Annotated in this window: 28 protein-coding genes and 1 riboswitch; of the genes, 9 read left to right on the top strand and 19 right to left on the bottom strand. The window is 67.3% G+C overall.

The genetic code is table 11. From position 1 onward, the window contains the following. Positions 1–22: 22 nt before the first annotated feature. The 7 genes from MPE_RS01955 to MPE_RS01925 all read right to left on the bottom strand — a co-directional run bounded on the left by MPE_RS01955 (position 23) and on the right by MPE_RS01925 (position 3855). Positions 23–490 carry a DM13 domain-containing protein gene (locus MPE_RS01955; protein WP_011827992.1) on the bottom strand — a complete coding sequence of 156 codons (468 nt, stop codon included), beginning with the start codon at positions 488–490 and terminating at the stop codon, positions 23–25. A gap of 62 nt (positions 491–552) precedes the next feature. Beyond that, positions 553–1008, bottom strand: a complete 456-nt coding sequence (locus MPE_RS01950) for a hypothetical protein (RefSeq protein WP_011827991.1) — start codon at positions 1006–1008, stop codon at positions 553–555. A 92-nt stretch (positions 1009–1100) separates the two neighbouring features. Further along, positions 1101–1604: an SMI1/KNR4 family protein gene (locus MPE_RS01945; protein ID WP_041929496.1), complete on the bottom strand. Its 504-nt coding sequence runs from the start codon at positions 1602–1604 to the stop codon at positions 1101–1103. Between the two features lie 25 nt (positions 1605–1629). Beyond that, positions 1630–2208: a hypothetical protein gene (locus tag MPE_RS01940; protein ID WP_148210870.1), complete on the bottom strand. Its 579-nt coding sequence runs from the start codon at positions 2206–2208 to the stop codon at positions 1630–1632. Continuing rightward, positions 2186–2731: a hypothetical protein gene (locus MPE_RS01935; RefSeq protein ID WP_011827988.1), complete on the bottom strand. Its 546-nt coding sequence runs from the start codon at positions 2729–2731 to the stop codon at positions 2186–2188. Before MPE_RS01935 ends, MPE_RS01940 begins: the two co-directional genes overlap by 23 nt. 77 nt (positions 2732–2808) lie before the next feature. Continuing rightward, on the bottom strand, positions 2809–3369 hold the full coding sequence (locus MPE_RS01930; protein ID WP_011827987.1) for a hypothetical protein: 561 nt from the start codon (positions 3367–3369) through the stop codon (positions 2809–2811). 111 nt (positions 3370–3480) lie between these two features. Further along, the gene (locus MPE_RS01925; RefSeq protein WP_041929495.1) at positions 3481–3855 is read right to left on the bottom strand and encodes a hypothetical protein; all 375 of its coding nucleotides are present in this window, start codon (positions 3853–3855) and stop codon (positions 3481–3483) included. Between the two features lie 244 nt (positions 3856–4099). Here MPE_RS01925 and MPE_RS01920 point away from each other — a divergent pair, with 244 nt between their 5' ends. The 4 genes from MPE_RS01920 to MPE_RS24260 all read left to right on the top strand — a co-directional run bounded on the left by MPE_RS01920 (position 4100) and on the right by MPE_RS24260 (position 7213). After that, positions 4100–4540, top strand: coding sequence for a cupredoxin domain-containing protein (locus tag MPE_RS01920; protein WP_011827985.1), 441 nt, complete (start codon positions 4100–4102; stop codon positions 4538–4540). Between the two features lie 311 nt (positions 4541–4851). After that, positions 4852–4977, top strand: a complete 126-nt coding sequence (locus tag MPE_RS24830; protein WP_259372574.1) for a hypothetical protein — start codon at positions 4852–4854, stop codon at positions 4975–4977. Positions 4978–5452: 475 nt separating this feature from the next. Further along, a complete protein-coding gene (locus tag MPE_RS01915; protein WP_011827982.1) occupies positions 5453–6550 on the top strand; it encodes an IS110 family RNA-guided transposase in 1098 nt (365 codons plus the stop codon). Between the two features lie 201 nt (positions 6551–6751). Then, positions 6752–7213, top strand: a complete 462-nt coding sequence (locus tag MPE_RS24260; protein WP_158304593.1) for a hypothetical protein — start codon at positions 6752–6754, stop codon at positions 7211–7213. A 226-nt stretch (positions 7214–7439) separates the two neighbouring features. Here MPE_RS24260 and MPE_RS01910 read toward each other — a convergent pair whose 3' ends face one another. Next, positions 7440–8399, bottom strand: a complete 960-nt coding sequence (locus tag MPE_RS01910; protein ID WP_011827983.1) for an IS5 family transposase — start codon at positions 8397–8399, stop codon at positions 7440–7442. Between the two features lie 277 nt (positions 8400–8676). On the opposite strand from MPE_RS01910, the gene MPE_RS01905 reads away from it, so the two are divergent. After that, positions 8677–9774: an IS110 family RNA-guided transposase gene (locus MPE_RS01905; RefSeq protein WP_011827982.1), complete on the top strand. Its 1098-nt coding sequence runs from the start codon at positions 8677–8679 to the stop codon at positions 9772–9774. A gap of 335 nt (positions 9775–10109) precedes the next feature. Here the strand turns inward: MPE_RS01905 and MPE_RS01900 are convergent, their stop codons facing one another. Together MPE_RS01900 and MPE_RS23105 are read right to left on the bottom strand one after the other, a co-directional pair. Then, complete coding sequence (locus tag MPE_RS01900) at positions 10110–10535, bottom strand: hypothetical protein (RefSeq protein ID WP_011827981.1); 426 nt, start codon at positions 10533–10535, stop codon at positions 10110–10112. Positions 10536–11489: 954 nt separating this feature from the next. Then, a complete protein-coding gene (locus MPE_RS23105; protein ID WP_011827978.1) occupies positions 11490–11975 on the bottom strand; it encodes a rod shape-determining protein in 486 nt (161 codons plus the stop codon). Between the two features lie 227 nt (positions 11976–12202). Here MPE_RS23105 and MPE_RS01895 point away from each other — a divergent pair, with 227 nt between their 5' ends. Further along, a complete protein-coding gene (locus MPE_RS01895) occupies positions 12203–13300 on the top strand; it encodes an IS110 family RNA-guided transposase (protein ID WP_011827982.1) in 1098 nt (365 codons plus the stop codon). A 412-nt stretch (positions 13301–13712) separates the two neighbouring features. On the opposite strand, the gene MPE_RS01890 is transcribed toward MPE_RS01895, so the two are convergent. The 6 genes from MPE_RS01890 to MPE_RS01870 form a co-directional block, all read right to left on the bottom strand. After that, on the bottom strand, positions 13713–14063 hold the full coding sequence (locus MPE_RS01890; protein ID WP_011827975.1) for a hypothetical protein: 351 nt from the start codon (positions 14061–14063) through the stop codon (positions 13713–13715). 121 nt (positions 14064–14184) lie between these two features. Further along, positions 14185–14496, bottom strand: coding sequence for a hypothetical protein (locus tag MPE_RS23835; protein WP_011827974.1), 312 nt, complete (start codon positions 14494–14496; stop codon positions 14185–14187). Between the two features lie 118 nt (positions 14497–14614). After that, complete coding sequence (locus MPE_RS01885) at positions 14615–15037, bottom strand: zinc-ribbon domain-containing protein (protein ID WP_011827973.1); 423 nt, start codon at positions 15035–15037, stop codon at positions 14615–14617. 235 nt (positions 15038–15272) lie between these two features. Further along, positions 15273–16631, bottom strand: a complete 1359-nt coding sequence (locus MPE_RS01880) for an aminotransferase family protein (RefSeq protein WP_011827972.1) — start codon at positions 16629–16631, stop codon at positions 15273–15275. Between the two features lie 34 nt (positions 16632–16665). Continuing rightward, a complete protein-coding gene (locus MPE_RS01875) occupies positions 16666–17007 on the bottom strand; it encodes an EthD family reductase (RefSeq protein WP_011827971.1) in 342 nt (113 codons plus the stop codon). Beyond that, positions 17004–17558: an amino acid synthesis family protein gene (locus MPE_RS01870; protein ID WP_011827970.1), complete on the bottom strand. Its 555-nt coding sequence runs from the start codon at positions 17556–17558 to the stop codon at positions 17004–17006. The genes MPE_RS01875 and MPE_RS01870 overlap by 4 nt, the downstream gene beginning before the upstream one ends. Positions 17559–17689: 131 nt before the next feature. On the opposite strand from MPE_RS01870, the gene MPE_RS01865 reads away from it, so the two are divergent. Further along, positions 17690–18547, top strand: coding sequence for a LysR substrate-binding domain-containing protein (locus MPE_RS01865; protein ID WP_011827969.1), 858 nt, complete (start codon positions 17690–17692; stop codon positions 18545–18547). Between the two features lie 4 nt (positions 18548–18551). On the opposite strand, the gene MPE_RS01860 is transcribed toward MPE_RS01865, so the two are convergent. From MPE_RS01860 to MPE_RS01850, 3 genes are all read right to left on the bottom strand, one after another. Next, on the bottom strand, positions 18552–19811 hold the full coding sequence (locus MPE_RS01860) for a putative Na+/H+ antiporter (RefSeq protein WP_011827968.1): 1260 nt from the start codon (positions 19809–19811) through the stop codon (positions 18552–18554). 117 nt (positions 19812–19928) lie between these two features. Continuing rightward, complete coding sequence (locus MPE_RS01855) at positions 19929–20504, bottom strand: TMEM165/GDT1 family protein (protein WP_011827967.1); 576 nt, start codon at positions 20502–20504, stop codon at positions 19929–19931. Positions 20505–20515: 11 nt separating this feature from the next. After that, positions 20516–20687: riboswitch (yybP-ykoY riboswitch) on the bottom strand. 25 nt (positions 20688–20712) lie between these two features. Then, positions 20713–22743, bottom strand: coding sequence for a sigma-54-dependent Fis family transcriptional regulator (locus tag MPE_RS01850; protein WP_011827966.1), 2031 nt, complete (start codon positions 22741–22743; stop codon positions 20713–20715). A gap of 422 nt (positions 22744–23165) precedes the next feature. Here MPE_RS01850 and MPE_RS01845 point away from each other — a divergent pair, with 422 nt between their 5' ends. Both MPE_RS01845 and MPE_RS01840 read left to right on the top strand, forming a co-directional pair. Continuing rightward, entirely contained in the window at positions 23166–23789 is a 624-nt protein-coding gene (locus tag MPE_RS01845; protein WP_011827965.1) for a QcrA and Rieske domain-containing protein, read from the top strand. A 95-nt stretch (positions 23790–23884) separates the two neighbouring features. Further along, positions 23885–25603 carry a methanol/ethanol family PQQ-dependent dehydrogenase gene (locus MPE_RS01840; protein WP_011827964.1) on the top strand — a complete coding sequence of 573 codons (1719 nt, stop codon included), beginning with the start codon at positions 23885–23887 and terminating at the stop codon, positions 25601–25603. Positions 25604–25641 lie beyond the last annotated feature (38 nt).

The raw sequence follows: 25641 nt of genomic DNA, 5'->3' as shown, positions 1-25641 counted from the left end.
CGGCGGCCAGGGAAACGACCCGTCAGCGGTACTTCGCCGCGGTGATGAACTGGCCGAAGGCCTCGCACCACACGATGACCGTGTTGAACCGGGACGGATCCACGCCCTGCGGCACGGGCACCAGGAAGTTCTCGAACGTCTTGACGTCGCCGACCCGCAGCATCTGCGGCTTGAGACGCTGGAAGTCGGCTTCGGTCTCCACGAACTCCGGCGACAGATAGAGCTTGTAGTCGGGCCCCGGCGCCAGCCTGCCCAGCAGGCTGATGCTCCGGGGGCCGACGAACACCATGCCCTCGCCCCAGTGCAGCGCGTCGCTGTCCTTCAGCTCACGACGGAACTGCGCCGTCCACTGCGCGGGGCCCATCAGCGCTTCGATGTCCTTCGGCGCCAGCGCGCTGGGCGCCACCAGGATGGGCAGCGCGTAGATGCCCAGCGCGAACCCGATGGCCAGCGCCAGGAGATGGGAGACCAGGAGCACGGTGCGTTTCATGGCGGTTCAGTCGCGGCGAGGGGGCCGGGGCTTACAGCCTGAGGCCCGGCGCGCGACGGCCGCTACTTCGCCGGGTTCACCCTCTCGAACACCAGCGTGCCCTGCCCTTCGGTGCCGACCCAGGTCATGCGCTGCCCCGCAACGCTGACGTTGTAGCTCTGCCCGACGGCGAAGTTCGTGGCCGAGGTGGTGAACTTCTGGCCTTCGAGCTTCCACTGCGTCTTGGCGTAGAGCTTCTCCTGCATGCGCTTGTACTTGTCGTCGCAGTGGCTGCCGCTGGCGTCGAGCCGATAGCGGCCGTCGGCGTGGATCTCGTAGACCACCTGCGCCGCGCACGGCCGCTGCTGCAGCAGCGCGGCGTGCGAGTCCATCGACCGGCCGTCGAGCACGACGGTGTGCGACAGCTTCTTCCACGGGCCCACCACGGCGGACGGGGTGAGCGGCGGGTTGGCGGCGGCGGGCGCGGCGACGAACACCAACGCCAACGTAACCAGCAAACTGCTGAGCAGGGACTGCATGCGTGGACTCCCGGGAATGTGCCGTCAGGGCTGCATGGGACCGCGCCGACGACCCGGCCGCCATCCCCAACTCGTCGCGAATGCCGGGCCGCTCAGCCTGCGGGCGGCGGCAGGTACTCGCCGAGCAGGGCTTCCGCCCACTTCAGCAGTGAGGGATGGGCCACGCTGCGCGAGGGATCGTCGTGCCAGTAGAGCCGCAGGCAGCCCGCCTGCGGGCCCACCGTCTCCAGCACCACGAAGTCACCGGCATCGTTGGTGAGAACCGGCAGCCACGACGCGCTCCACGGCGCCATGACATCGGAGCGGGGATCGGAAAAGTAGGCCAGTTCGCTCCGGATCTCGCCAGCCGACAGCAGGCGGCGATTGTTCTTCGTGCTGAGAGGCGCGTTCCAGGACTGGCCGTCGTGCCAGGCGAGCAGTGCCTGAAGGTCGGCCGGAAGCCTGGCGCCCTCTGGCAGCAGGGCGGCCAGCGCGGCCAGGTCTTCTGCGCGCGCCGGCGGCCGCAGGGTGGCGCACACCTGCGGCGGGAGAGCGGTGTCGAGCCGGGCGAGCACGGCCGCAAATGCCGCGGTGTCTTCGGTGCTGGGGGCAGGCATGGCGATGGACTCCAGCCGACGACGGCTAGAAGGTGACCGGGTGGTACTTCCGGTTGGCGCCTTCCAGGCCCAGGGAGAGGCCATGGTCGGGCCGCTCGCCCAGGTCTTGCAGCTGCACGGCCACGCGGTCGTTCGAGAGCACCTGCCGGCCGAGGTAGACGTGCCGCGCCTGCATGTCCGGCACCTCGACCGACAGCACCGCGGTCTGCCACCGGATGAAGGCACCGGCGAGCTTGTAGTCGCCGTTGAACCGCAGGCCGAACGCGTGCGTGCCGGGCTTGACCCGCACCCACACCGGACACCCCGCCTGGGCACAGGCGGTGGGCTTGCCGTCCACATGCGTGATCTCCAGCGCGCCGTTCCTGGCCGCGTTCTCGGTGATCACCGAGAACACGCTGGTTTCGCTGGGCGCGAGACCGGGCTCGTGCGCAACGTAGGGCGCCTGATGAAAGGCGCAGCCGGCCAACAGGGCGGCGGCAACCGGTGCAGAAAGCGTCTTGGCGAGTTGCAGCATGGTGTCGGCACGAAGAAGGGGAAGCAGCGGACCGGGATGATTGCAAAGTTGCCGCGCGCAGCGGCGGCTACCGGGCGGCGAAGGCAGCACGCAACCGTTCGTTCAGCGCGTCGTCGTCGATCTCGGCCAGGGCCACCAGGTGCCCCTGGCTCGCCCAGTTGAGCAGCGCGTCGAGCAGGGGCACCGCAGCAGGCTCGTCCGGCGTGTGGGCCATGGCCTCCTCGAGGGTCTTGCCGGTCTTCACGCGATCGTCCTGGACGAAGAAGAAGCGGGCACGCGCCGTCGGCGCGTGCGGCAGGAGAACGCCGCCACGGGCCAGCAGGTACTGGCCGCGGACCGAGCGCATGTAGAAGGCGAAGGCGGGGCTGGTGGCCAGGAAGTACCGGCCCTGGGCGTCCTGCCCATGGGCGGTGTACTTGCCGGGCAGCACGCCGAGTTCGGTGTTCCTGGCGCTGCGGGTCCAGACCAGGCGTTCGGCGAGGTCCACCGCTCCGGCCTCCGGGGACGGCTGCAGATCCTTGGGGTTCACGCCGGCGAACTCGCCGGGCGGAGCGGCCTGCGCGCCGGCGGCGAGGGCGAACAGCAATACGACGAGGAAACTGGGCTTGCGCATCGGTCACTCCTTCGGCGGGTCGGAGTGTCGGCGAAACCGCGACAGGCCCCGGCTCCGCTCGCGCCGAGCGCTCGGCATCATGCCCCCACCTCCACCTTCTGAGACACGGCGACGCTCACCAAGGCAAGCGTGTCGGTGAGCTCCAGCTGCAGCGTCCAGGTCCCCGCGGAGCGGCCCAGCAGATCGCTCATGCTGAGGACCGGCTCGAGGATGCCAACGCTGTTGGCGCGATTGAACGGCATGCCTTCCCAGAAATAGTCCTGCCGCATCGGGGGATGGGTAAGGCCGTCGGGCCCGACAGCGGAAAGGCTCGCGACGAGCTTGCGCTTGCGTGCATCGTCGCGCAGTGCACCAGCGACCAGCACCGAGAGCGCGATCTCGTCATCGGCCCGGTAGCTCTGGACGAGGCCGTCGACCAGCCGTGGCGCTTCGGACACCACCGGCAGCAGGTTCCACCAGTCCCGCCAGAGCGGCATGGGCATGGCGACCAGCCAGACGCGAAGCGGACCGTTGGCTCCGTAGGCCTCCGAGCCGATCCGCGGCGTGGCGTCAGGCTCCAGCCACTGCGCAGGCGAGCGGAGCTGCGCATGTGCCGACATCGCCACCGAGGTGACAGCAAGGAAGGTGCGGCGCTTCATGACGACGCCGAAGGTTCGAGCTCGACTGTGAAGCGCGTTCTTGTCCGGCTCATGGCGCTCTCCTGTCCACAGCGTGTCTCGACGCGTCCCGGAAATCGGGGGAGAGCCGAGCTAGTCGGCTCGCCCCACAACCTCCCCGGTGTGCACGTCGATGACCTGCGGATACCACCGTTGACGTTCAACGAACTGCGGCTGAATCGCGTAGCGCCTGCCTGCCACGGCGCTGAACGTGACAGGGGGTTCCGCGTTCGAGGTGACCGTGCGATACGGTCCCGCGTCGTTGAGTCGCGCGGTGATGGTGCGTTGCCCAGGCAAGACCTTGATGGTTGCGAAGTTTCCGCCGCTGTAGGGAACGGGTTTGCCATCGACCGACACGAGGTACATGCGATCACCGACCAGCGTGGCCAGTTCACCGTCGGGGCGCGGCGCACCGTCGTACATGGCTGTGGTGCACGCGGCCATGGTGATCGTGAGCAAGCCGAGCATGACCCGGCGAGCGGGACGCTTGCGGGGATGAGCGGTGGGCTGCATAGGGGGGACCAGGGGCCTGACGCACGACATTCTGGCAGGCCGCATCGACAAGAAGGACACCCACGACGGCGCGCCAGCGACAGAAAGCACCCGTTCAACTGCTTCGGTCCGATAGAGTTGAATCAGGTTCGAGAAGCTGGGGTCGGTGCCCACCGAACCGGCAGCATGGCGACCGACTTGGACACTCGAGGAGACAACAATGAAGACGACGGGTCTCGCGCTGGCATTGGCCCTGGCATGCGCAAGCGCTTATGGCGCTGGCGACCTGACACGACAGGAACCCACCCGGGTGACGATGGTGCTTGGGAACGCGAAGGGTGAGCATCGCTTCAGCCCGGACTCGCTGACGCTGGAGACCGGAAAGCTTTACGTGCTGCGCCTGGAGAACCCGAGTGCCAACGAGTACTACTTTGGCTCGCAGGGACTGGCGGATGCCGTGTACTCGCGCAAGGTGGTGGTGCTCGGGCCAGATGCGAAGGCGGTGGCGGAGGTGTATGGGCCGGTTCGGCGAGTCGAGCTGAAGCCTGGCAGCGTCGTGGAGTGGTGGTTCCTTCCGGTGAGGACAGGACGCTTCGAAGACGTGATGTCGACGCGGACGCACACGGAAGCTGGGATGCGAGCCACCATCGACGTGAAATGAAGCCTGGCGACCGAGGCCACCGCGCGCGGCCCGACAGATCGACGCGCTGCGCTTGAGCGTGGTGAAACAGCAGGCCAGACCACGAAACCCTCGTGATTCGAGCTGGCTGGCGGGGTGCCCTCTGCATCTGACGAATGCGAGGCGGGTGGTGAACCCAGCGCCGGCAGCCGCCCGTCGCCCCGAACCACCGAAACCTTACGCAGCCTCGAAGAAATATGGTGGTAATGATTTCGGTGCGGCCACGACAGAACCCTGTGGCCGCGGTGGGCGCTGCCACACGACACGAACCCACTCACCAAGGAACATTCATCATGAACAAGCTGACCACTCTGGCCTTCGTTGCGTTGTCATTCATGGGCACCGCCCAGGCGATGACCACGATGGACCACGCCGGCATGGGCACCGCCCTCTCGCGTGCCGATGTCGTTGCCGAGTAACGTTGGAGATGAGCGGACGCTGGAGGCACACGAAGTGTGCCGGAAGCCGTCCGCTCGATTGACTGGTTAGCCACCATGCCGCGCAAGGCGGATAAGTGCACCCGCGATGAGTAGCAATGGAGCACCTACGGCAAGGTGCCAGAGCTCAGTGCCGAGCCAAACCCCAATACCTCCGACGACGCCGACAACAGCTGCCAGCACGTAGAGGTATGTGCGCACGAGCGGTTGAGGCGGCCGCAGCGGAGGCTCTTGCATGACGGCTAACGTTCGAGCTAACCCCGACCGCGGAGGCAGGTGCTGTAAGCCCGGACTTCAATGTTGCTACGAGCACCGCAGGCCGGGCTTACAGCGCCTGCCGTAGCGGGTCGGGGGTTGAGCGAATACGAAGGGACTTCCCACCTTCGGGCCACGGCGTCAAAGCGCCAAGATTGGTGGTGTCGAGTCATCAATCTCAAGCCATTGAAAGGGGAAGTCCGTGGAACAGATTACTGCAAGGCCAATCGTTCGAGTAGGGGTGGATCTGGCCAAGCGCTTGATGCAGGTGCACGCGGTGGACGCGGTCGGGCGGGTGGTGACGGCGCGCGCGCTGGCACGCGAGAAGTTCCTGCCGTGGTGCGCGCAGTTGCCGCCGGGCTGCGTCGTGGCGATGGAGACCTGTGGCGGTGCGCACCACTGGGCGCGCCGATTGAGGGCCATGGGTCTGGAGTCCCGGCTCGTCGCCGGCCACTTCGTCGGCCCGTACCGCATGGAAGGCCGGCGCGGCAAGAACGACGCCAACGACGCGGCCGCGGTGTGTGAAGCCGCGGGCCGCCCGCACATGCGTTTCGTGCCGACCAAGACCGCCGAGCAGCAAGCCGTGCTGGCCGTGCACCGGCTGCGCGAAGGTGTCAAGGAAGAACGCACCGCGTGCATCAACCGCATCCGCGGGTTGCTCGCCGAGTTCGGCCTGGTCTTCGCGCAACGTCCCGAAGTGCTGCGCACCGAGCTGGCCGACGTCATCGAGGACGCAAGCAACGAGCTGCCGCACCTGGCGCGCGTGGCGCTGCAGCGTGCTCAGCTGCAATGGAGCGAGCTGGAAGGCCACCTCGCCTGGTGCGACGAGCGCATCGCGGCGCACGTCAAGACGGACGAGCAAGCCAAGACGGCAGCGCAGCTCATGGGGATCGGGCCGGTCACGGCCTCCGCGCTGGCCGCCAGCGTGGGCGAGTTCCGGCAGTTCCGCACCGGCGCGCAGTTCGGCGCCTGGCTCGGGCTGGTGCCGAGCCAGCACTCCAGCGGCGGCAAGACCAGCCTCGGGCGCATCACCAAGCGCGGCGACGACTACCTGCGCACGCTGCTGATTCAAGGGGCGAAGTCGGCGGTGATGACGGCGCACAAGCGACGAGACCGGATCTCGCAGTGGCTGGTTCAGCTCACGGCGCGTGTGGGCTGGCAAAAGGCCGTGGTGGCCATGGCCAACAAGAACGCGCGCATCCTGTGGGCGGTGCTGGCCAGGGGGCGGCGCTTCGACGCCGATCACGTCTCGGTCAAGCCCGATGGTTGCGCGATGGCTGTCCCGGCCACGGCGGCCTGACCAACGACCCAGGCATCTGACGAAAATCGATCTTCCCGAGGACGTGCGCACGTAGATGCATCCACAGGTCAGACCGGCGGCGGGCTAGCTCGACTAACCCTGTGTCGCGCCGCAAGGCGCCGACGATGAGCGAATGGAGCCCCGCCGAGCGGTTGGTATCTGGGCCCGCGCCGACATCGTGCGCAACAAGGCCGCCTGTAGATGTGCAGTCTGTTCTCTGTGGCCATGCAGCTTCAGCGCACGAACATCGAGAAGATCAGAGAGGCAATGCCATCAACCAAGATCGTTGACGCGAAGGGAAGTCCCTGTAGAAGGGTTAGGCCTCATCTCGTGGCTCTAGCGCTCGCACTCGATGAACATGTTGTTCCAGCGACCTCCACTATCGAGGCACTTATCGATGAGAACCTCTCTGGCGACGAGCGGGGCCGCTGCGAGAAGGATTGCGACTGCGGCAAGGAACCAAGAAAGGCGGCCTGGTTTGGGCAAGCGAACGAGCGCCCGGAAGAGAAACGCGCCTGCGAAGAGGCTTGCAAGAGCAAAGGCCAAACTTCCTTGCGAACGGCGCTCCCAACCGAGCTTGTGCTCGCTCGGCGGACCGCCCGCAACCCAAGCACTGAAGAATGCATCGTTCAGGAAGAAGAGGCCGACAGCGAGTGCAACTAGCAACGAGGTCCATCGAAGAACTCGGAGAACTGTTGGCGGTGACACTGCGGTCGTCGTCATGAGGCCTAAGGAAGGTCTGCACAACGCGATGCGCCGTGCTGTTTGAAGTGACGTGATGGCGATGCCGCGCCGAAGCCCTCGATCCGGTCTGTTCTGCGGCTCGGTCGTGCCGTTTCGCAGGTGCTTTTGGCACCTCGCGAGCCCGCTGCGGGTATCGCGGACGCACTCATCCCCGCGCTCCGATCAACTGCCGTCGCGCCATCCACAGGTTCGACAGCGCGAACAGCGTGACGATCTGCGCGGTGTTCTTCTTCAGCCCCCGGTAGCGCACCTTGGTGAACCCGAACTGGCGCTTGATCACCCGGAACGGATGCTCGACCTTGGCCCGGATGCTGGCCTTCATCTTCTCGATGCGCTCGGCGATGAAGTCGGGCTCGATGAAGGGGTTGAGCTTCCTGCGCAGGCCCGGGCGCATTGCCACGTGCCAGGTCGGCCCCTTGGCCTCGGGCCGCTTGTGCACGCCCTGGTAGCCCGCGTCACCGAAGGCAGCTTCCTCATCGCCGTGCAGCAGCGCGCCGGCCATGTTCAGGTCGTTGACGTTGGCCCCCGTGGTGGCCACGGTGTGCACCAGACCCGACTGCGCGTCCACGCCGATGTGGGCCTTCATGCCGAAGTACCAGTTGTTGCCCTTGCGGGTCTGCTTCATCTCCGGGTCGCGCTCACCTTCGGCGTTCTTGGTCGAACTCGGCGCCGAGATCAGCGTGGCGTCCACCGCCGTGCCCGTGCGCATCATCAGGCCCTTGTGCTGAAGCAGATCGTTGACCACGCGCAGCATGTCCACGGCCAGGTTGTGGCGCTCCAGCAGGTGGCGGAACCTCAGGATGGTGGTCTCATCAGGCAGCCGTGCCGTCACGCTGTCGAGCTTGGCGAACTCCCGGTACAGCGGCACGTCGTGCAGCGCCTCTTCCATCGCCGGGTCGCTCAGGCCGAACCACTGCTGCAGGTAGTGGATGCGCAGCATGGTCTCGATGCCGAAGGGCGGGCGGCCGGTCTTGGCCTTGGGGTAGTGCGGCGCCACGATCTGCACCAGCACCGCCCACGGCACCACGCGCTCCATGTCCTCCAGGAACTCGCGCTTGCGCGTCTTCTTGGTCGACAGGTTCAGGCCCAAACCCAGCTGCTTCATGGTCGTCGTGCTCCGATGCGTCGTCGCTTCAACTCATGCAAGATTCGGACGAGTTTTGCAGACGTTCCCTAACGTTTGAGCTGAGGCGCGAGCGCCGGGATGGCGCTTGGCCCGCGAGACCGATGATAAGAACCACGGGCTCGCGGGCCAAGTGCCATGCCGGTGCGAGTCGGCTCGAGCGAATACGAAGGGACTTCCCACCTTCGGGCCACGGCGTCAAAGCGCCAAGATTGGTGGTGTCGAGTCATCAATCTCAAGCCATTGAAAGGGGAAGTCCGTGGAACAGATTACTGCAAGGCCAATCGTTCGAGTAGGGGTGGATCTGGCCAAGCGCTTGATGCAGGTGCACGCGGTGGACGCGGTCGGGCGGGTGGTGACGGCGCGCGCGCTGGCACGCGAGAAGTTCCTGCCGTGGTGCGCGCAGTTGCCGCCGGGCTGCGTCGTGGCGATGGAGACCTGTGGCGGTGCGCACCACTGGGCGCGCCGATTGAGGGCCATGGGTCTGGAGTCCCGGCTCGTCGCCGGCCACTTCGTCGGCCCGTACCGCATGGAAGGCCGGCGCGGCAAGAACGACGCCAACGACGCGGCCGCGGTGTGTGAAGCCGCGGGCCGCCCGCACATGCGTTTCGTGCCGACCAAGACCGCCGAGCAGCAAGCCGTGCTGGCCGTGCACCGGCTGCGCGAAGGTGTCAAGGAAGAACGCACCGCGTGCATCAACCGCATCCGCGGGTTGCTCGCCGAGTTCGGCCTGGTCTTCGCGCAACGTCCCGAAGTGCTGCGCACCGAGCTGGCCGACGTCATCGAGGACGCAAGCAACGAGCTGCCGCACCTGGCGCGCGTGGCGCTGCAGCGTGCTCAGCTGCAATGGAGCGAGCTGGAAGGCCACCTCGCCTGGTGCGACGAGCGCATCGCGGCGCACGTCAAGACGGACGAGCAAGCCAAGACGGCAGCGCAGCTCATGGGGATCGGGCCGGTCACGGCCTCCGCGCTGGCCGCCAGCGTGGGCGAGTTCCGGCAGTTCCGCACCGGCGCGCAGTTCGGCGCCTGGCTCGGGCTGGTGCCGAGCCAGCACTCCAGCGGCGGCAAGACCAGCCTCGGGCGCATCACCAAGCGCGGCGACGACTACCTGCGCACGCTGCTGATTCAAGGGGCGAAGTCGGCGGTGATGACGGCGCACAAGCGACGAGACCGGATCTCGCAGTGGCTGGTTCAGCTCACGGCGCGTGTGGGCTGGCAAAAGGCCGTGGTGGCCATGGCCAACAAGAACGCGCGCATCCTGTGGGCGGTGCTGGCCAGGGGGCGGCGCTTCGACGCCGATCACGTCTCGGTCAAGCCCGATGGTTGCGCGATGGCTGTCCCGGCCACGGCGGCCTGACCAACGACCCAGGCATCTGACGAAAATCGATCTTCCCGAGGACGTGCGCACGTAGATGCATCCACAGGTCAGACCGGCGGCGGGCTAGCTCGACTAACCCTGTGTCGCGCCGCAAGGCGCCGACGATGAGCGAATGGAGCCCCGCCGAGCGGTTGGTATCTGGGCCCGCGCCGACATCGTGCGCAACAAGGCCGCCTGTAGATGTGCAGTCTGTTCTCTGTGGCCATGCAGCTTCAGCGCACGAACATCGAGAAGATCAGAGAGGCAATGCCATCAACCAAGATCGTTGACGCGAAGGGAAGTCCCTGTAGAAGGGTTAGGCCGCACTGCGGTGGCTAGATGTGCTGGGCCCACCGCATGCCGAAGTAGCCGAGCACCCCGCCAACCAGTGCGCACAAGGCTGCCGCCTCGAACGGTGCCCCAAAGACCACGGCGACGCCAGCTCCCGCAACTACACCAGAAACTGTGCGAATGCGCAGGCCAGTCTTCTTGTAGGCGCGCGCTGAGTCGGTGGCGACGACTACGCCGAGGAACGCGCCAATGATTAAGAGACTGGCAAGGATCTGAACGGTCGCAAGGTCGAGTGACCAGTGGCTGACCCCAAAGATTCGAACCGCTACAGCAGCGGCGAAGATGATGGCGAACAGGAGCACAAACCTGATCTCCCGCTCGAACAGCCATTCGAGTGCGCGCCACCACCAGCTTTCCGTAGGCTGGGGCTTCCGCTCGACAGTGCGACCCTTTGAGCGCGGTTGGTTCAAGTGCGGCCTAACGTGTGACTTAAGCGGCGCCGTCAGGCGTCCGCTTGAAGGAAGGGTTAGGCGGCACCTTGGTTGGACTCTTGTAGGCGAGAAAAACAGAGACCGCGACCAAGGCTGTTAGAACAAGCGCGCCAGCGCCGAGCCACCATGGCCTTTCACCGCCGAACACGTTGTAGGCAAACAAGTAGAGCAAGACGAGGGGTCCCAGCACCCGCATACCGAGGGAGCCCCAGCGGGCGCCGACAGCAAGACCTCCGCCCACGGCCGCACACCCTGTAACAGCAGCCAGAGCTGCGACTTGAACCACCCAAAACGAAACCTCATGACCGCCAGTACCTGCGCCCATGGCCACCCGAAGCAGGTGGTTAGCGAGAAAGACCGCACCGCCGCCAAACGCAAGCGCCCAAGCAAGCCCAATAGTTCGACGATGATTCATGGCGCCTAACGTTTGACTTAAGCGGCTGGCCGTAAGCCAGTCCGCTTGAAGGAAGGGTTAGGCGCCGCTCGTTGGTAGGCCACGAGTTCTACCGAGACGCCTTTGACCTTTGGTGCCAGCAACTTTGGCTCCCCTTCGGGCTGCAAGCACTTAATCCTCAGTTGCCTGGCAGTTTGCCAGCTAGTGACGATCTGCCGGCAATAGCCGGCATACGCAAGACTCGCTTGAGCGCTGCGTAGCGCCGCCCATGATTGGAATACGAATACTCCGTAGCCGTAGGGGGCCGCGGACCCTTCCGGCAATGAGCGAACCTCTACAACTTGCGACTCGTCAGGGGAGAAAGAGGCAGCCTGGACGAGGGGGTGATCAATGCGCCACATGAACTCTTTCCCAGCGACGGCAAGCAGCACCAACATGGCCATGACTACGGCAACGATTCGCATGTGTGCGGCGCCTAACGTTTGAATTCAGCGGCCGCCGGAGGCGGTCCGCTGGAATGAATGGTTAGGCCACACCCATCACTCCCACTCGCCACCACTTGGAGGCGGCCGCCTGGACAAGAGTTCTTGATCGGTGAGCGGCCGCCCCGTCCACACGTGCACCTCCGAGGCCCCGGCACCGAGTGCCATTTCTCGGAAGGCTCTGCGCTCGACCTGAGTAAATCCTCCGGCTGGCGAACCGAGGGGATGGACGACGACGCAGGGCGAAAGAGATAGCAGGGAGTTGCCCAAGACCTTGCGCAACTGATGCTTCAGGAGTTGCTCTGCAACGGTGAAGTCAGAGACGAGGCTCCGCGGATGCGCAAATGGATTGACGACTTCTGCAGGCTGTGAAGCGGCCGCCACTCTTGCTTGCGGACCGACCGCGAGAATCTTCGGCTTCGGAGGCGCGCTGATCGCGAGTTCCGGCACCTCCGCGATTGACTCACCTGTCTTGAGGTTCCTGAGCGTGAGCCGCTCGGGCGAAATTTGGACGTAGACGATCGGCTGGAATGCGGAGAACATATGTGGGCGCTGTGCGGCCTAACGTTTGAGCTGAGCCGACCGTGGAGGCATGGCGCCTTGGCCGCGAAACGGATGATAAACATGACCGGTTCGCGGCCAAGGTGCCATGCCGGAGCGGGTCGGCTCGAGCGAATACGAAGGGACTTCCCACCTTCGGGCCACGGCGTCAAAGCGCCAAGATTGGTGGTGTCGAGTCATCAATCTCAAGCCATTGAAAGGGGAAGTCCGTGGAACAGATTACTGCAAGGCCAATCGTTCGAGTAGGGGTGGATCTGGCCAAGCGCTTGATGCAGGTGCACGCGGTGGACGCGGTCGGGCGGGTGGTGACGGCGCGCGCGCTGGCACGCGAGAAGTTCCTGCCGTGGTGCGCGCAGTTGCCGCCGGGCTGCGTCGTGGCGATGGAGACCTGTGGCGGTGCGCACCACTGGGCGCGCCGATTGAGGGCCATGGGTCTGGAGTCCCGGCTCGTCGCCGGCCACTTCGTCGGCCCGTACCGCATGGAAGGCCGGCGCGGCAAGAACGACGCCAACGACGCGGCCGCGGTGTGTGAAGCCGCGGGCCGCCCGCACATGCGTTTCGTGCCGACCAAGACCGCCGAGCAGCAAGCCGTGCTGGCCGTGCACCGGCTGCGCGAAGGTGTCAAGGAAGAACGCACCGCGTGCATCAACCGCATCCGCGGGTTGCTCGCCGAGTTCGGCCTGGTCTTCGCGCAACGTCCCGAAGTGCTGCGCACCGAGCTGGCCGACGTCATCGAGGACGCAAGCAACGAGCTGCCGCACCTGGCGCGCGTGGCGCTGCAGCGTGCTCAGCTGCAATGGAGCGAGCTGGAAGGCCACCTCGCCTGGTGCGACGAGCGCATCGCGGCGCACGTCAAGACGGACGAGCAAGCCAAGACGGCAGCGCAGCTCATGGGGATCGGGCCGGTCACGGCCTCCGCGCTGGCCGCCAGCGTGGGCGAGTTCCGGCAGTTCCGCACCGGCGCGCAGTTCGGCGCCTGGCTCGGGCTGGTGCCGAGCCAGCACTCCAGCGGCGGCAAGACCAGCCTCGGGCGCATCACCAAGCGCGGCGACGACTACCTGCGCACGCTGCTGATTCAAGGGGCGAAGTCGGCGGTGATGACGGCGCACAAGCGACGAGACCGGATCTCGCAGTGGCTGGTTCAGCTCACGGCGCGTGTGGGCTGGCAAAAGGCCGTGGTGGCCATGGCCAACAAGAACGCGCGCATCCTGTGGGCGGTGCTGGCCAGGGGGCGGCGCTTCGACGCCGATCACGTCTCGGTCAAGCCCGATGGTTGCGCGATGGCTGTCCCGGCCACGGCGGCCTGACCAACGACCCAGGCATCTGACGAAAATCGATCTTCCCGAGGACGTGCGCACGTAGATGCATCCACAGGTCAGACCGGCGGCGGGCTAGCTCGACTAACCCTGTGTCGCGCCGCAAGGCGCCGACGATGAGCGAATGGAGCCCCGCCGAGCGGTTGGTATCTGGGCCCGCGCCGACATCGTGCGCAACAAGGCCGCCTGTAGATGTGCAGTCTGTTCTCTGTGGCCATGCAGCTTCAGCGCACGAACATCGAGAAGATCAGAGAGGCAATGCCATCAACCAAGATCGTTGACGCGAAGGGAAGTCCCTGTAGAAGGGTTAGGCCGCATTCGGTGACCGCCCAAGATGACAGCGACTGGATTTGCCAGGAGGAAGGGCGCAGGCTTACCCGCCACATGCGCGATTGCTGCGCTTCTAGGGGTCAGCGCTCCGACGGGGAAAGAAGACGCGGAGCAGTGCAACAGTAGGAAGCGCTACGACACAGACCGCGATGGCAGCAACCAAACCGACTATGTCAGCCCCGTCGCCCATGAAACCGGCGGCCTTATCTACTGAGGCTTCCGAGCCACGGAGCGCCGTGTACGCAAGATACGTGGCAAGAACACCGATGCTTGCGACCAAGGCGTAGATTGCCCATTCGATGGCGTCGGTGGGGCGCCAGGCTACAAGAACGAAACCAGCAAAGAGGCCGAGTGCAAGTGCCCAGATGAGCATGCACACCCGAAAGAAGAGCGGGTCCTTGAACAAGGCTTTGAGGTACGCCATTGGGTTGCATGCGGCCTAACGTGCGAGTTAACCGGAGCAGTGGGGTATGACGACGTTTGGAGCAGAATGAAATGGAGCCCCAAACGGCGGCATGCCCCACTGCTTCCGGTTGAACGAATGGTTAGGCGCCGCGAGACTCAACACAAGAAGTTGCAGTGACGCTAAAACCATGTTCAACCCCATTATCTGAGGGCAGTGAAACGATTACTTCCCAACCAGGAAAACTAGCGAGGATTCGCTGAATGCCCGTAACCAAAGCTGGTGTAAACGAGCCGGATGATGTAACTTCAATCTTCTGTTGCTTGGAACCATAGTCGTCGTCAATCAGATAGAAGTCACCATCACCAAAGGGATCGTTCCGGCCATGAACGGCCAACTCTTCAAGCAACCGCCCGTAAAGAACGCTCCACTCATTGAGATCGCGCATAGTCATCGACTTCCGGTGGTAGGGAGGCGCCTAACGTTGGCGGTAAGCGGACCGCAACGGCGCCGCCGATGGACCCGAAGGGCGCACCTGTTGCCCGCCGTTGTGGGTCCGCTTGACCGACTGGTTAGGCGTTCCCCAGCAACTTCGTGAGCATGTTTTTCTTGGCTGTGTCTGGCTTGTACGGAACATATGCCTCCAAAGCGACCAAAAGTTCTAACCAACGAGAAAGGAAAGGCTTGTTGCTCTGCAGCTGAGGTTTGCCCGCGCTCCACTGCTCTTCACAGTCTTCAAGCGCGGCGCGTATTTGATGCGACTCCGACCAGCAGGTTGCACAGAGCAAGCGCTGCTGGTCGATGTTGGCCTTCTTGACCTCGTACGTGTACTTCTGATCTTGTGCTGTGAAAACACTCTCAGCATGGCAACGCCAGCACTTGTATGGCTTGTCGGTGTACTCGCGAATGAAGTGATACGACAAGGTTTGCTTGTTCTCCTCCGTCCACTGCTCCGGATCTGCCGGGATCGTCGTTGGCCTGTCCGTTTGCTTCATACGAAACGCCTAACTAGATTTAGACATGCGCGACCGTACTGGCGCTGTTGAGCTAACGCAACCCCTGCTTGGACGCCAGCACCTGCGCTACGCCCTGGAGAAGGCCCGTTCCATGCCGATGCGCAGTGGCGTTTAGGCGGCCCAAATGACCACGGCGTCGGCTGAGTACCCGACGCCGTGAAAAGAAGAAGGCGTTTCGATCCCGCTCGCGCTCAGCGCGCGACGTGGTGGGCGCTCAAGCAGCAGGCAACAGCGCCCCCACCCCCTCCGCCACCGCCTCCACGATCCGGTCGATGGTGGCCTCGTCGCTCACCAGCGCCGGGCCCAGGTAAATGGTGTCGCCGCGGCCGCGCGTGATCACGCCGCGCTGGCGCACCTGTGCCAGCACCTGCGGGCCCATCTTGCGGGCGGGGTCGAAGGACTTCTTGGAGAAGCGGTCTTCCACCAGTTCCACCGCGGCTATCAGCCCCAGGCCGCGGATGTCGCCCACGTTCGGGTGGCCACCCAGCGCGCCGCGCAGGCCGCGCAGCAGCCGGTCGCCCAGCACCTGCGCGCGCGCCAGCAGGCCTTCGCGTTCTATGACGTCCAGCGTGGCCAGCGCCACCGCGCAGGCCACCGGGTGGCCGCTGTAGGTGTAGCAGTGCATCCAGGTGTCGGCGCCCGGGCGGTCGAACACCGCGGCCACCTTGTCGGACAACCCCACGCCGCCCATCGGCACGTAGCCGCTGGTGATGCCCTTGGCAAACTGCACCAGGTCGGGCTGCACGTCGCTGCCCCAGTGGCCCAGCGCAAACAGCTTGCCGGTGCGGCCGAAGCCGGTGATGACTTCGTCGGTGGCGAACAGCACGTCGTAGCGGTCGCAGATCTCGCGGATGCGGCGGAAGTAGCCCGCCGGCGGCACATAGGCGCCGCCGCCCATCACCGGCTCGGCGATGAACAGGGCCACCGTGTCGGGGCCCTCGGCCAGGATGGCGCGCTCCAGCTCGTCGGCCGCGGCGGTGGCCGGGTCGCCACCGGGCGGCACGGTGTAGCGGTAGGCGTCGTGGTTCGGTATGTGCACGAAGCCCGGCATGCGCGGCTCGAAGGACGGCCAGTAGGCCGGCATGCCGGTGGCGCACATGGCGGCCAGCGTCACGCCGTGGTAGCCGCCCATCACGCTGAGGGTCTTGAATTTGCCGGGCTTGCCCTGCGCCTTCCAGTAGTAGCGCGCGGTCTTGATGGTGCTGTCGGTCGACTCGCCGCCCCCGGAGGTGAAGAAGAAGCGGTGCATGTTGGGGTACACGCGGTCGGCCGCCAGCTTCTCGGCCAGCTCCATCGCCCGCAGGTTGGTGCTGCCGGCGTAGCCGGAGGCATAGGCCAGCTCGCCCATCTGCGCGGCGGCGGCGTCCACCAGTTCGCGGCGGCCGTAGCCCAGGGTCACGTTCCACAGGCCCGACATGGCGTCGACGTAGCGCTTGCCGTCGGCGTCGGTCAGCGTGGTGCCCTCGCCCTTCACCCACACGTTGCCGGCCAGGTGGGCGGCCTCGTTGTGCAGCGAATGCACCAGGTGGCGGTGGTCGCGCTGCAGCAGCGCGGCGTTGAGGCTGTCGCCCATGTGGCTGGCTCCGTGCGTTGCGGGGGTCGCGGGTTCAGACGCCGGTGTCCACCAGCGTGTGTTCGTCGACGAACAGCCGCTCGCGGCGCGACACGTGGGCCATGGAGTCGGCGGCCACGGCGCGGCCGTGCTTGGTGTCGTAGGCGGCGTCGAAGGCTTCCTTGCTGTCGAACCACAGCTCGGACACGCCGTCGATGGCGCCCTCGCCGTCGGCCGTCACCAGGTTGAAGCGCAGGCCGCGCAGGCCGGGCAGCTGGCGCGCCAGGGCGGCGTGCTGGCCCAGCCACCACGCGGCGAAGTCCTGCGCGCTCATGTCCTCGCGACGCTTGAGGAGGATGATGGCCTTGAAGAACATGGAGGTCTCCTTCGCACTCATGCGGGCTTCCTCACACGATGGAGCGGTCGCCCGCCGATGGCCAGCACCAGCGCCACCAGCATCTCGTCGGGATGCGGCGCGTCGGCGATGGCGATCTCCGCGCCATCCATGTCGTCGAAATTCCAGATGTCGTTCTTGTTGGTCACCGGCATCACGATCAGCGAGCCCGGCCCGCCCATCTTTTTGCTGCCGGGGATGATGGCCTCGCCCTTGTGCACCGCGCGGCGCACCGGCGCGCCGAACTTCGGGTGCAGGATGGCCGCGGCGTGCTCGATCTCGCCGTCCAGGCCCACGATGGCGCCCTTGCCGTAGCTCTGCACCGCGTCGGGCGCCACGCCCAGCGCCTGCACGCCGCGGCGGCCGAGCAGGTCGCCGAGCTCGGCGCCCAGCTCGTACAGCGGCGAAAGGTCCTCCACGTAGCGGCCGGCATAGGGGTTCTTCACCACGGCGGCCACCACCACCTTGCGGGCAGGCGGGTCGACCGGGCGGCCGATCTCGGTGTGGATCTCCTCGAGCTGGACCACCAGCTTGCGCAGTTGCAGCAGCGACATCGTCGGGTTCGTCCTGGAAGACAAGGGAGGGGGAAAACGGGAACGTCAGCGTTTCACTCTAGGCGGATCGAAAGCCGCTGAAAAACGAAACTTCATGGCGCGACAGTTCACGTTTCGTAAACTCAGCGCCCATGCTGCTGGACATCGATCAGCTCCGCACGCTGGTGGCGTTTGCCGACGCCGGCAGCTGCAAGGGCGCGGCCCACCTGGTGCACAAGACGCCCTCGGCGGTGAGCGTGCACCTGGCCAAGCTGGCGGCCTCGCTGGAGCGGCCGCTGCTGGAGCGCCAGGGCCGGCGCCTGGTGCTCACGCACGACGGCACCGAGCTCGTGCGCTACGCGCGGCGCATGCTGGCGCTGCAGAGCGAGGCGCTGGCGCACTTCCGCGCGCCCGAGTTCGGCGGCACGCTGCGCGTGGGCCTGCCCGACGACTACATCCCGGTGCTGATGGCGCCGCTGCTGGCGGCGCTGGCGCGGCTGGCGCCGCGCGCTCACGTGGAGGTGCAGTGCGCGCCCAGCGCCGAGCTGCGCCCGCTGCTGGCCGACGGCCAGCTCGACCTGGCCATCCTGTCGGCCGAGACCGACACCCAGGAGGGCGTGGTGCTGCGCACCGAGCGCGTGGTGTGGACGGCCTCGGCCCAGCACGACGTGGCGCACGCCGACTGCCTGCCGCTGGCGCTGTTCCCGGAGGGCTGCATCTTCCGCAAGTGGGCGCTGGCGCAGCTGCGCAAGCGGCGGCGCGAGCACCGCATCGTCTGCACCAGCCGCAGCATGGCGGCGGTGCAGGCGGCGGTGCGCACCGGCTTCGCGGTGTCGGTGGTGGCCGAGAGCTGCGTGCCGCCCGATGCGGTGGTGCTCACGCCGCAGCAGGGCTTTCCGGCGCTGCCGGCGGTGACGATCATCCTGGCCGCCTCGCCGGCCACCGACGCGGCGCTGGCGCAGCGTCTGGGGGAGCAGATGCGGGGGCCGTTGAGGCGGGTGAGGGGCTAGCGCGTCAGAGCAGCAGGAAGGCGGCGGCAGCCACCAGCGTGGGGCCCAGAGCGCCGAGCAGCAGGCCGCCGGCGCCGACCGATTCGTCGGCGAAGCCGCGCTTGAGCAGCGCCACGCCGGCCGGGTTGGGCGCGTTGGCGATGACCGTCAGCCCGCCGCCCGCCACCGCACCGGCCACCAGCATGTACTTCGACGCGTCGGAGATGCCGGAGATGAGCGAGCCCAGGTAGGTGAGCGCCGCGTTGTCGGTCACGGCCGTGAGCGCCAGCGCGCCGAAGAACAGCGCCAGCGGCTCCAGCCCCGCCACGATGGGCTGCAGCCACCAGCGCTGCAGGCCGCCGAGCACCACCAGGCCCGCGAGGAAGAAACCCACCAGCAGCGCTTCCTTCAGGATCAGCGGGTCCTGGTGGCGCGCGTAGGCCTGCGTGAACCCGAGGAACAGCAGGAACAGCGCCAGGAAGGCCACCGGGTGATGGGCCAGCATCACCACGCCGGCCAGCAGCGCCAGGTGGACCCCCACCACCGCCAGCGGCACCGGCTCCGCACCGGCGGCGCCCGCTTCGTCGGGCCCGGCCACCAGGTGCCGGCGCAGCAGGAAGGCGGCCACCGAGGCGTTCACCAGCACGGCAAGCGCCGCCTTCCAGCCGAAGTTCGCCAGCATGAAGGCGCTGTCCCATTGCCAGGCGGCGGCCACCATCAGCACCGGCGGCGCGGCGTAGGAGGTGAGCGTGCCGCCGATCGACACGTTGACGAACAGCACGCCCAGCGCCAGGTACTTGATGCGCTCGGGCACGCCGGGCCGGAACACCAGCGGCGCGAGCAGCAGCGCCGCGATGGTCATGGCGGCAGGCTCGGTGATCAGCGAACCGAGCAGGGGCACCGCGGCCAGGCCCAGCCAGGCCGACACCAGCGGCGTGGGCAGCGGCGCGAGCCGCGCGATCGCGCCCACGGCACGCATCACGGTCTGCAGCACCGGCCGCGAGGCCGCCACCACCATCACGACGAAGACGAACAGCGGTTCGGTGTAGTTGCGCGATTCGGCGTAGTCGAGCGCCGCGCCGCGGCCGGCGACGAGCGCCATGACCAGCACCAGCACGATGGCCCAGAAGCCGAACACCACCTCCACCTCGCCCAGCAGGTGGAACAGGCCGGCGTGGCGCGGATGGCGGTGCGAGAGGCGCTCGAGCTGCTTGGCAGCGAAGGTGTGGACGAGGGCCACACCGAAGAGGGCGGCGGCGATCCAGTCGATCGTGGGGTCGGTCATGGGCAGCAGGGTCGTGAAGCAACCGCGAGGCGGCCCGACCTTCGCATGAACCTGCCGCACCGCGCTCGCGGTCCGACACCCGGGGGGAGTGTACGGGGCGCTGGAGGGCGCCGTGGATCAGAGGAGATGGCCCACGTTGAACAGCGTCAGCACGCCCAGCACCGCGAACAGCAGCGCGGCGATGCCGTGCACCAGCCTCATGGACACCCGCTTCGCCACGCCATCGCCCAGCAGCACCGCCGGCACGTTGGCCAGCATCATGCCGAAGGTGGTGCCGGTCACCACCGCCCACAGATCGGTGTAGCGCGCCGCCAGCGCCACGGTGGCGATCTGCGTCTTGTCGCCCATCTCGGCGAGGAAGAACGCGACCACGGTGGTGCCGAACACGCCCAGGCGCAGGCGGCCGCTGCCCTCCGCCTCGTCGTCGAGCCGGTCGGGCACCAGCATCCAGGCGGCCACGGCGAGGAAGGAGCCGCCGATCACCCAGCGCAGCACGTCGGGGCCCAGCGCGCGGGCGATCCAGTCGCCCACCGCGGCGGCGCAGGCATGGTTGACGAGGGTGGCGACCAGGATGCCCAGGATGATGGGCAGCGGGCGGCGGAAGCGGGCCGCGAGCAGCAGCGCGAGGAGCTGCGTCTTGTCGCCCATTTCACCGAGGGCGACGATGCCGGTCGAGACGAGAAAGGCTTCCATGCGTGCGAGAGGTCCTGGGCCGGATGACGCAATGACCACACGGCCTCTCCGGCCACGCGGAGGCTGTGCGGTCAAAGGTCTTGCCAGGCTGTGGAAGCTGCTCGCACCATGGCCTGCAGGCCAAGTGTGTTGACGCGAGCCCCTGCAACGGATGCAGGGCGGCTACTCCCCGATGACGGGTGGGAGCCGCGATTCTAGCCAGGGCCCGCTAGGAGCGTTCGCCCTCGGGCGGCAGCTGCGTGGGCGAGACGATGCCGAAGCGCTTCATCTGCCGGTAGATGGTGGTGCGGTTCTGCCCGGCCTGCGCGGCCACCGCGGTGATGTTCCAGCGGTGCTCCTGCAGCGCAGCGAGCAGGCGCTCGGCCTCCGGCGGACGCGTCATCGCGCGCGCCGGAGGCGACTGCGCCACGGACACCGCCGGCACCGCGCCCGAGGCCGGCGGCAGCAACAGCAGCACCGGGGGCGCGGTCACCTCGGGCGGCAGGTGCTCGGGATAGATGCCCTCGCCGTCCGACAGCGCGAGGCCGAAGCGCAGCACGTTGCGCAGCTGCCGCACGTTGCCCGGCCATTCGTAGCGCTCCAGCAGCTCCAGCGCCTCGTCGGCGATGTAGGCGCGGGTGTCCAGGTGCTCGGCTTCCTCGCGCAGGATCAGCTCGATCAGGTAGCCGAGATCGCGGCGGTCGCGCAGCGCCGGCAGCGGCAGTGTGGCGCCGCACAGGCGGTAGTACAGGTCCTCGCGGAAGCTGCCGGCGGCGATGAGCTGGCGCAGGTCGCGGTGCGAGGCGGCGATGACGGTGAGCTCCACGCGGATGGGCCGGTCGGCGCCGAGCGGCAGCACCTCGTGCTCGGACAGCACGCGCAGCAGGCGCGTCTGCAGATGCAGCGGCATGTCGCCGATCTCGTCGAGGAACAGCGTGCCGCCGTGGGCCTGCACGATCAGGCCCTTCATGCCGCGGCTGCGCGCGCCGGTGAAGGTGCCGGCGGTGTAGCCGAACAGCTCGCTCTCGATCAGCGACTCGGGGATCGACGCACAGTTGACGGCGACGAAGGGCTTGTCGTGGCGCGTGCTCGACTCGTGCAGCGCCTTCGCGAACACTTCCTTGCCGGTGCCGGTCTCGCCCTGGATCAGGATGTTGATGCGCTTGTTGGCCAGGCGGCGCGCCTGGTCCTGCAGCGCGCGCATCTGCTTGTCGTCGCCGGCCAGGCGTTCGAGCGCCGGGCTGGCCGGCGCGAGCGCGGGCGCCGCGTCGGTCACGTCGCGCGGGCCCGCGGCGCTGCTGGCCGCGCTGCGCATGCGCGGCGCGACCACGCTGCCGAAGTAGCTCTGGTGGTCGAACGCCGACAGCAGCGCGCGGTCCATCACGTTGGACGAGCGCGCGAGGCGCCAGATGTCGTCCATCGAGCAGCGGAACACGTCGGTCAGGTGGCGGCCCTCGATGGGGGCGTCGTCGCCGCCCTGCAGCGCCAGGCCGGACAGCCACTTGCGGGCGCCGGTGCTGGCGCCGGCCAGCACGCCGTCGCTGTCGAAGGCCAGCATCATGTCGCCCAGCACGTCGACCAGCGCCCAGCTGGTGGCCAGCCGCAGGATCCAGTGATCGCGGAAGTGACGCACGAAGTTGGCGTCCTCGATCATCTGCCCGTACAGCGTGGTGAGGTGCAGCGCGAGGTGCTGGCTCTCGCGCGCGTTGGGCATGGCCAGCGCCGACACGTCGAGCACGCCCATCAGCTTGCCGTCGGGATGGAACAGCGGCGCGGTGTTGCAGCTCAGGCCGACGTTGCCGGTGTAGAAGTGGTCGTCGCGGTGGCAGGTGAGCGCGGCCTGTTCGTAGATGCAGGTGCCGATGCCGTTGGTGCCGGCGATCTCTTCCTTCCAGTTGGCGCCGAGGTAGAGGCCGGCGCGCTGCGCGTCCTTGCCCCAGGAGTCGTTGCCGATGTAGTCGACCGTCACGCCGTCGGCGTCGGTCAGCAGCAGCACGTAGCCGAGGTCGGACACGCGCTTGAAGAGCTGCTCCATGCCGCCGCGCGCGACCTGCAGGTACTCCTCGATGCGCTCGCGCGATTCGCGCAGCCGTGTCGGGCTCTCGACGCGCGGGCCGAAGGACTGCGCGGGATCGAGGCCGTGCGTGTTGACGCAGCGGTGCCAGGAGCGGTGGATCAGGCTGTCGGGCGTGCCGGCCGCGGGGGCGTGACCCGCGGCGATGCGGCGGATCTCGTCGACGTGTTGGTGGGACAGGATCAAGTCGGCTGCTCCTTGAGAGTCGGCACGGCGGTGGTTGAGTGGCCTCGCAGTGCGAGGAGCTCACGGCTCCTGATGCCGGCGTCTGCGTCCGGCTGCGCGAGCGGGACTCTAAGCGAAGCGCGCGTTGTCGTGTGTCGGGATCGGCCCGCAAGCCCGTCTGCGCATCGGTGGCATCGGCGCTGCGTTGCACGGGCCGTGCGGCGGTCGAGCGCGCCGCAACGCCACACCGAAGGCCTCACCTGTGGCCTCGCGCGCCACACCTGTCGGCGCCCGCCGCATCACTCGCAATTACCCGAATGCGACAACGCAAGTGCTTGATTCGCATGGACAAATCGATGCCCGGAGAGACAGCGCATCGGGCCCGCCGACGGTGGCATGTGGTTTGCAAAAAGGCCCCGCCACCGACCCCCGATGACGCTGCCATGAACGACAACGAGACAACGCCCCCGAGCGCGACGAACGCGCCCCAGACCCCCGCCTGCGCGAGCCGCCGCGAAGCCCTGAAGCTCGGCGCCTGTGCCTGCATCGGCTTCGGCCTCGACGCCGCAGGACTGAACCGCGCACTGGCCGACGAACCTGCCGAACAACGCCCGACCAAGGGCGACCGGCTGGTCGTCGTCGGGGCCGACGGCACGCCCAAGCTGCTGGCCGCCGCCGACGTGAAGCTCGGCGAGAAGCCGGTGTTCGCGTTCCCGTACGACGCCGACAAGAAGCTGGTGCGCGACGGCTCGCGCCTGAACAAGGTGCTGCTGATCCGCCTGGAGCCGGGCTCGCTGGACGAGGCCACGCGCGCACGCTCGGCCGACGGCGTGCTGGCCTTCTCGGCGGTGTGCACCCACCAGGGCTGCGACGTCAGCGAGTGGGTCCCCGAGAGCCGGTCGCTGCTGTGCTTCTGCCACTTCTCGCGCTTCGATCCCTGCCAGTCCGGCCAGGTACTGGCAGGGCCCGCGCCACGCAGCCTGCCGCACCTGCCGATCGCGCTCGAGCGCGGCGAGCTCGCCGTGAACGGCCCGTTCAGCGCCAGCCCGGGCGTGAAGAAGGCCTGACCCATTTCCCCACGACGGACCGGCTGCGGCAACGGCCGGCCCCGCCCTGATCGATTTCCCACCGCAAGAAAAACCAACCCGAGGAGACACGACCCATGAAACTCAAACTGACGCACATCGCGGCCTGCCTGGCCCTGGCGCCGCTGGCCGCGCTGGCCGACCTGCCCGCCTACGCGCCCGTCACCGACGCGCGCCTCACCAACCCGGAGGCGAAGAACTGGCTGATGTACCGCGGCAACTACGCCGGCTGGGGCTACAGCCCGCTGGAGAAGATCAACGACAAGAACGTCTCCAAGCTCACGCTCGCGTGGTCCTACGTGACCGGCATGAGCGAGGGGCACCAGTCGCCGCCGATCGTCAACAACGGCTACATGTACGTGACGACGCCGAACAACCAGGTGATCGCCTTCGAGGCCAAGAGCGGCAAGGAGCTGTGGCGCTACAAGAAGCAGATCCCCGAGGAACTGCAGCAGTTGCACCCCACCAACCGCGGCGTGGCGCTCTACAACGACAAGCTCTACCTCGCCACCACCGACGCGATGCTCGTGGCCCTGGACCCGGTGACCGGCAAGGAGCTGTGGAAGTCCTCGGTCGGCGACTGGAAGGCGGGCTACTACTCGACGCTGGCGCCGCTGGTGGCCAACGGCAAGGTGGTGACCGGCGTGTCGGGCGGCGAGTACGGAGTGCGCGGCTACGTGATCGCGCTCGACGCCGAGACCGGCAAGGAAGCGTGGCGCACCTACACGATCCCCGCCCCCGGCGAGCCGGGCGGCGACACCTGGCCGGGCGAGACCTACAAGAAGGGCGGCGGCTCGGTGTGGATCACCGGCACCTACGACCCCGAGACCAAGCTGTCCTACTGGGGCACCGGCAACGCCGCGCCGTGGATGGGCGACACGCGCGCGGGCGACAACCTCTACAGCACCTCGGTGATCGCGCTGGACATCGAGACCGGCAAGCTCAAGGGCTACCACCAGTACCACTGGAACGACACCTGGGACTGGGACGAGGTCTCGGCGCCGCTGCTGGTCGACGTGGACCGCAACGGCAAGAAGGTGAAGTCGCTGGTGCACGCGGGACGCAACGGCTACCTGTGGCAGCTCGAGCGCACCAGCGGCCCGATCAAGTTCGTGGACGCCTGGCCCTACGTGAAGCAGAACGTCTTCACCTCGATCGACCCGAAGACCGGCCGCCCGACCTACGACGAGAGCCGCCGCCCGGCGACCGGCAAGACGGTGAACTTCTGCCCCTCGCTGTGGGGTGGCAAGGACTGGGTGCCCGAGGCCTACAGCCCGAAGACCAAGATGTTCTACGTGCCGGCCAACAACAACCTCTGCTCGGAGCTTACCGGCGAGGCGGTCACCTACAAAAAGGGTGACCTCTACATCGGCGTGGCGCTGGACAACATCCTCACCAACGTGCGGATGACCGAGGCCTCGAAGACCCACGTCGGCGAGGTGCAGGCCTGGAACCTGGGCGACAAGAAGAAGGCCTGGACCCACACCTACCCCGAGATGAACTGGGGCCCGCTGCTGGCCACCGGCGGCAACCTGGTTTTCGGCGGCGGCACCAACGACCGCCTGTTCCGCGCCTTCAACGCCAGCACCGGCAAGCTGCTGTGGGAGTTCCCGGCCAGCTCGGGCGTGACCGGCGTGCCCTCGTCCTTCGAGGTCGACGGCGAGCAGTACATCGCCGTGCAGTCGGGCTGGGGCGTCGACGCCGAGCGCATGCAGGGGGCCTTCAACGCGGTGCTCAAGAACAAGACCGTCGTGCCGCAGGGCGGCACGGTGATGGTCTTCAAGCTGGGCAAGTAAGCCCTCCCCCGTTCGATCCCGGACGGCAGCGGACCCCT

Origin of the sequence: Methylibium petroleiphilum PM1 (genome assembly GCF_000015725.1) — a bacterium.
Taxonomy (GTDB): Bacteria; Pseudomonadota; Gammaproteobacteria; order Burkholderiales; family Burkholderiaceae_C; genus Methylibium; species Methylibium petroleiphilum.
This window is presented reverse-complemented; position numbering and strand designations above follow the sequence as displayed.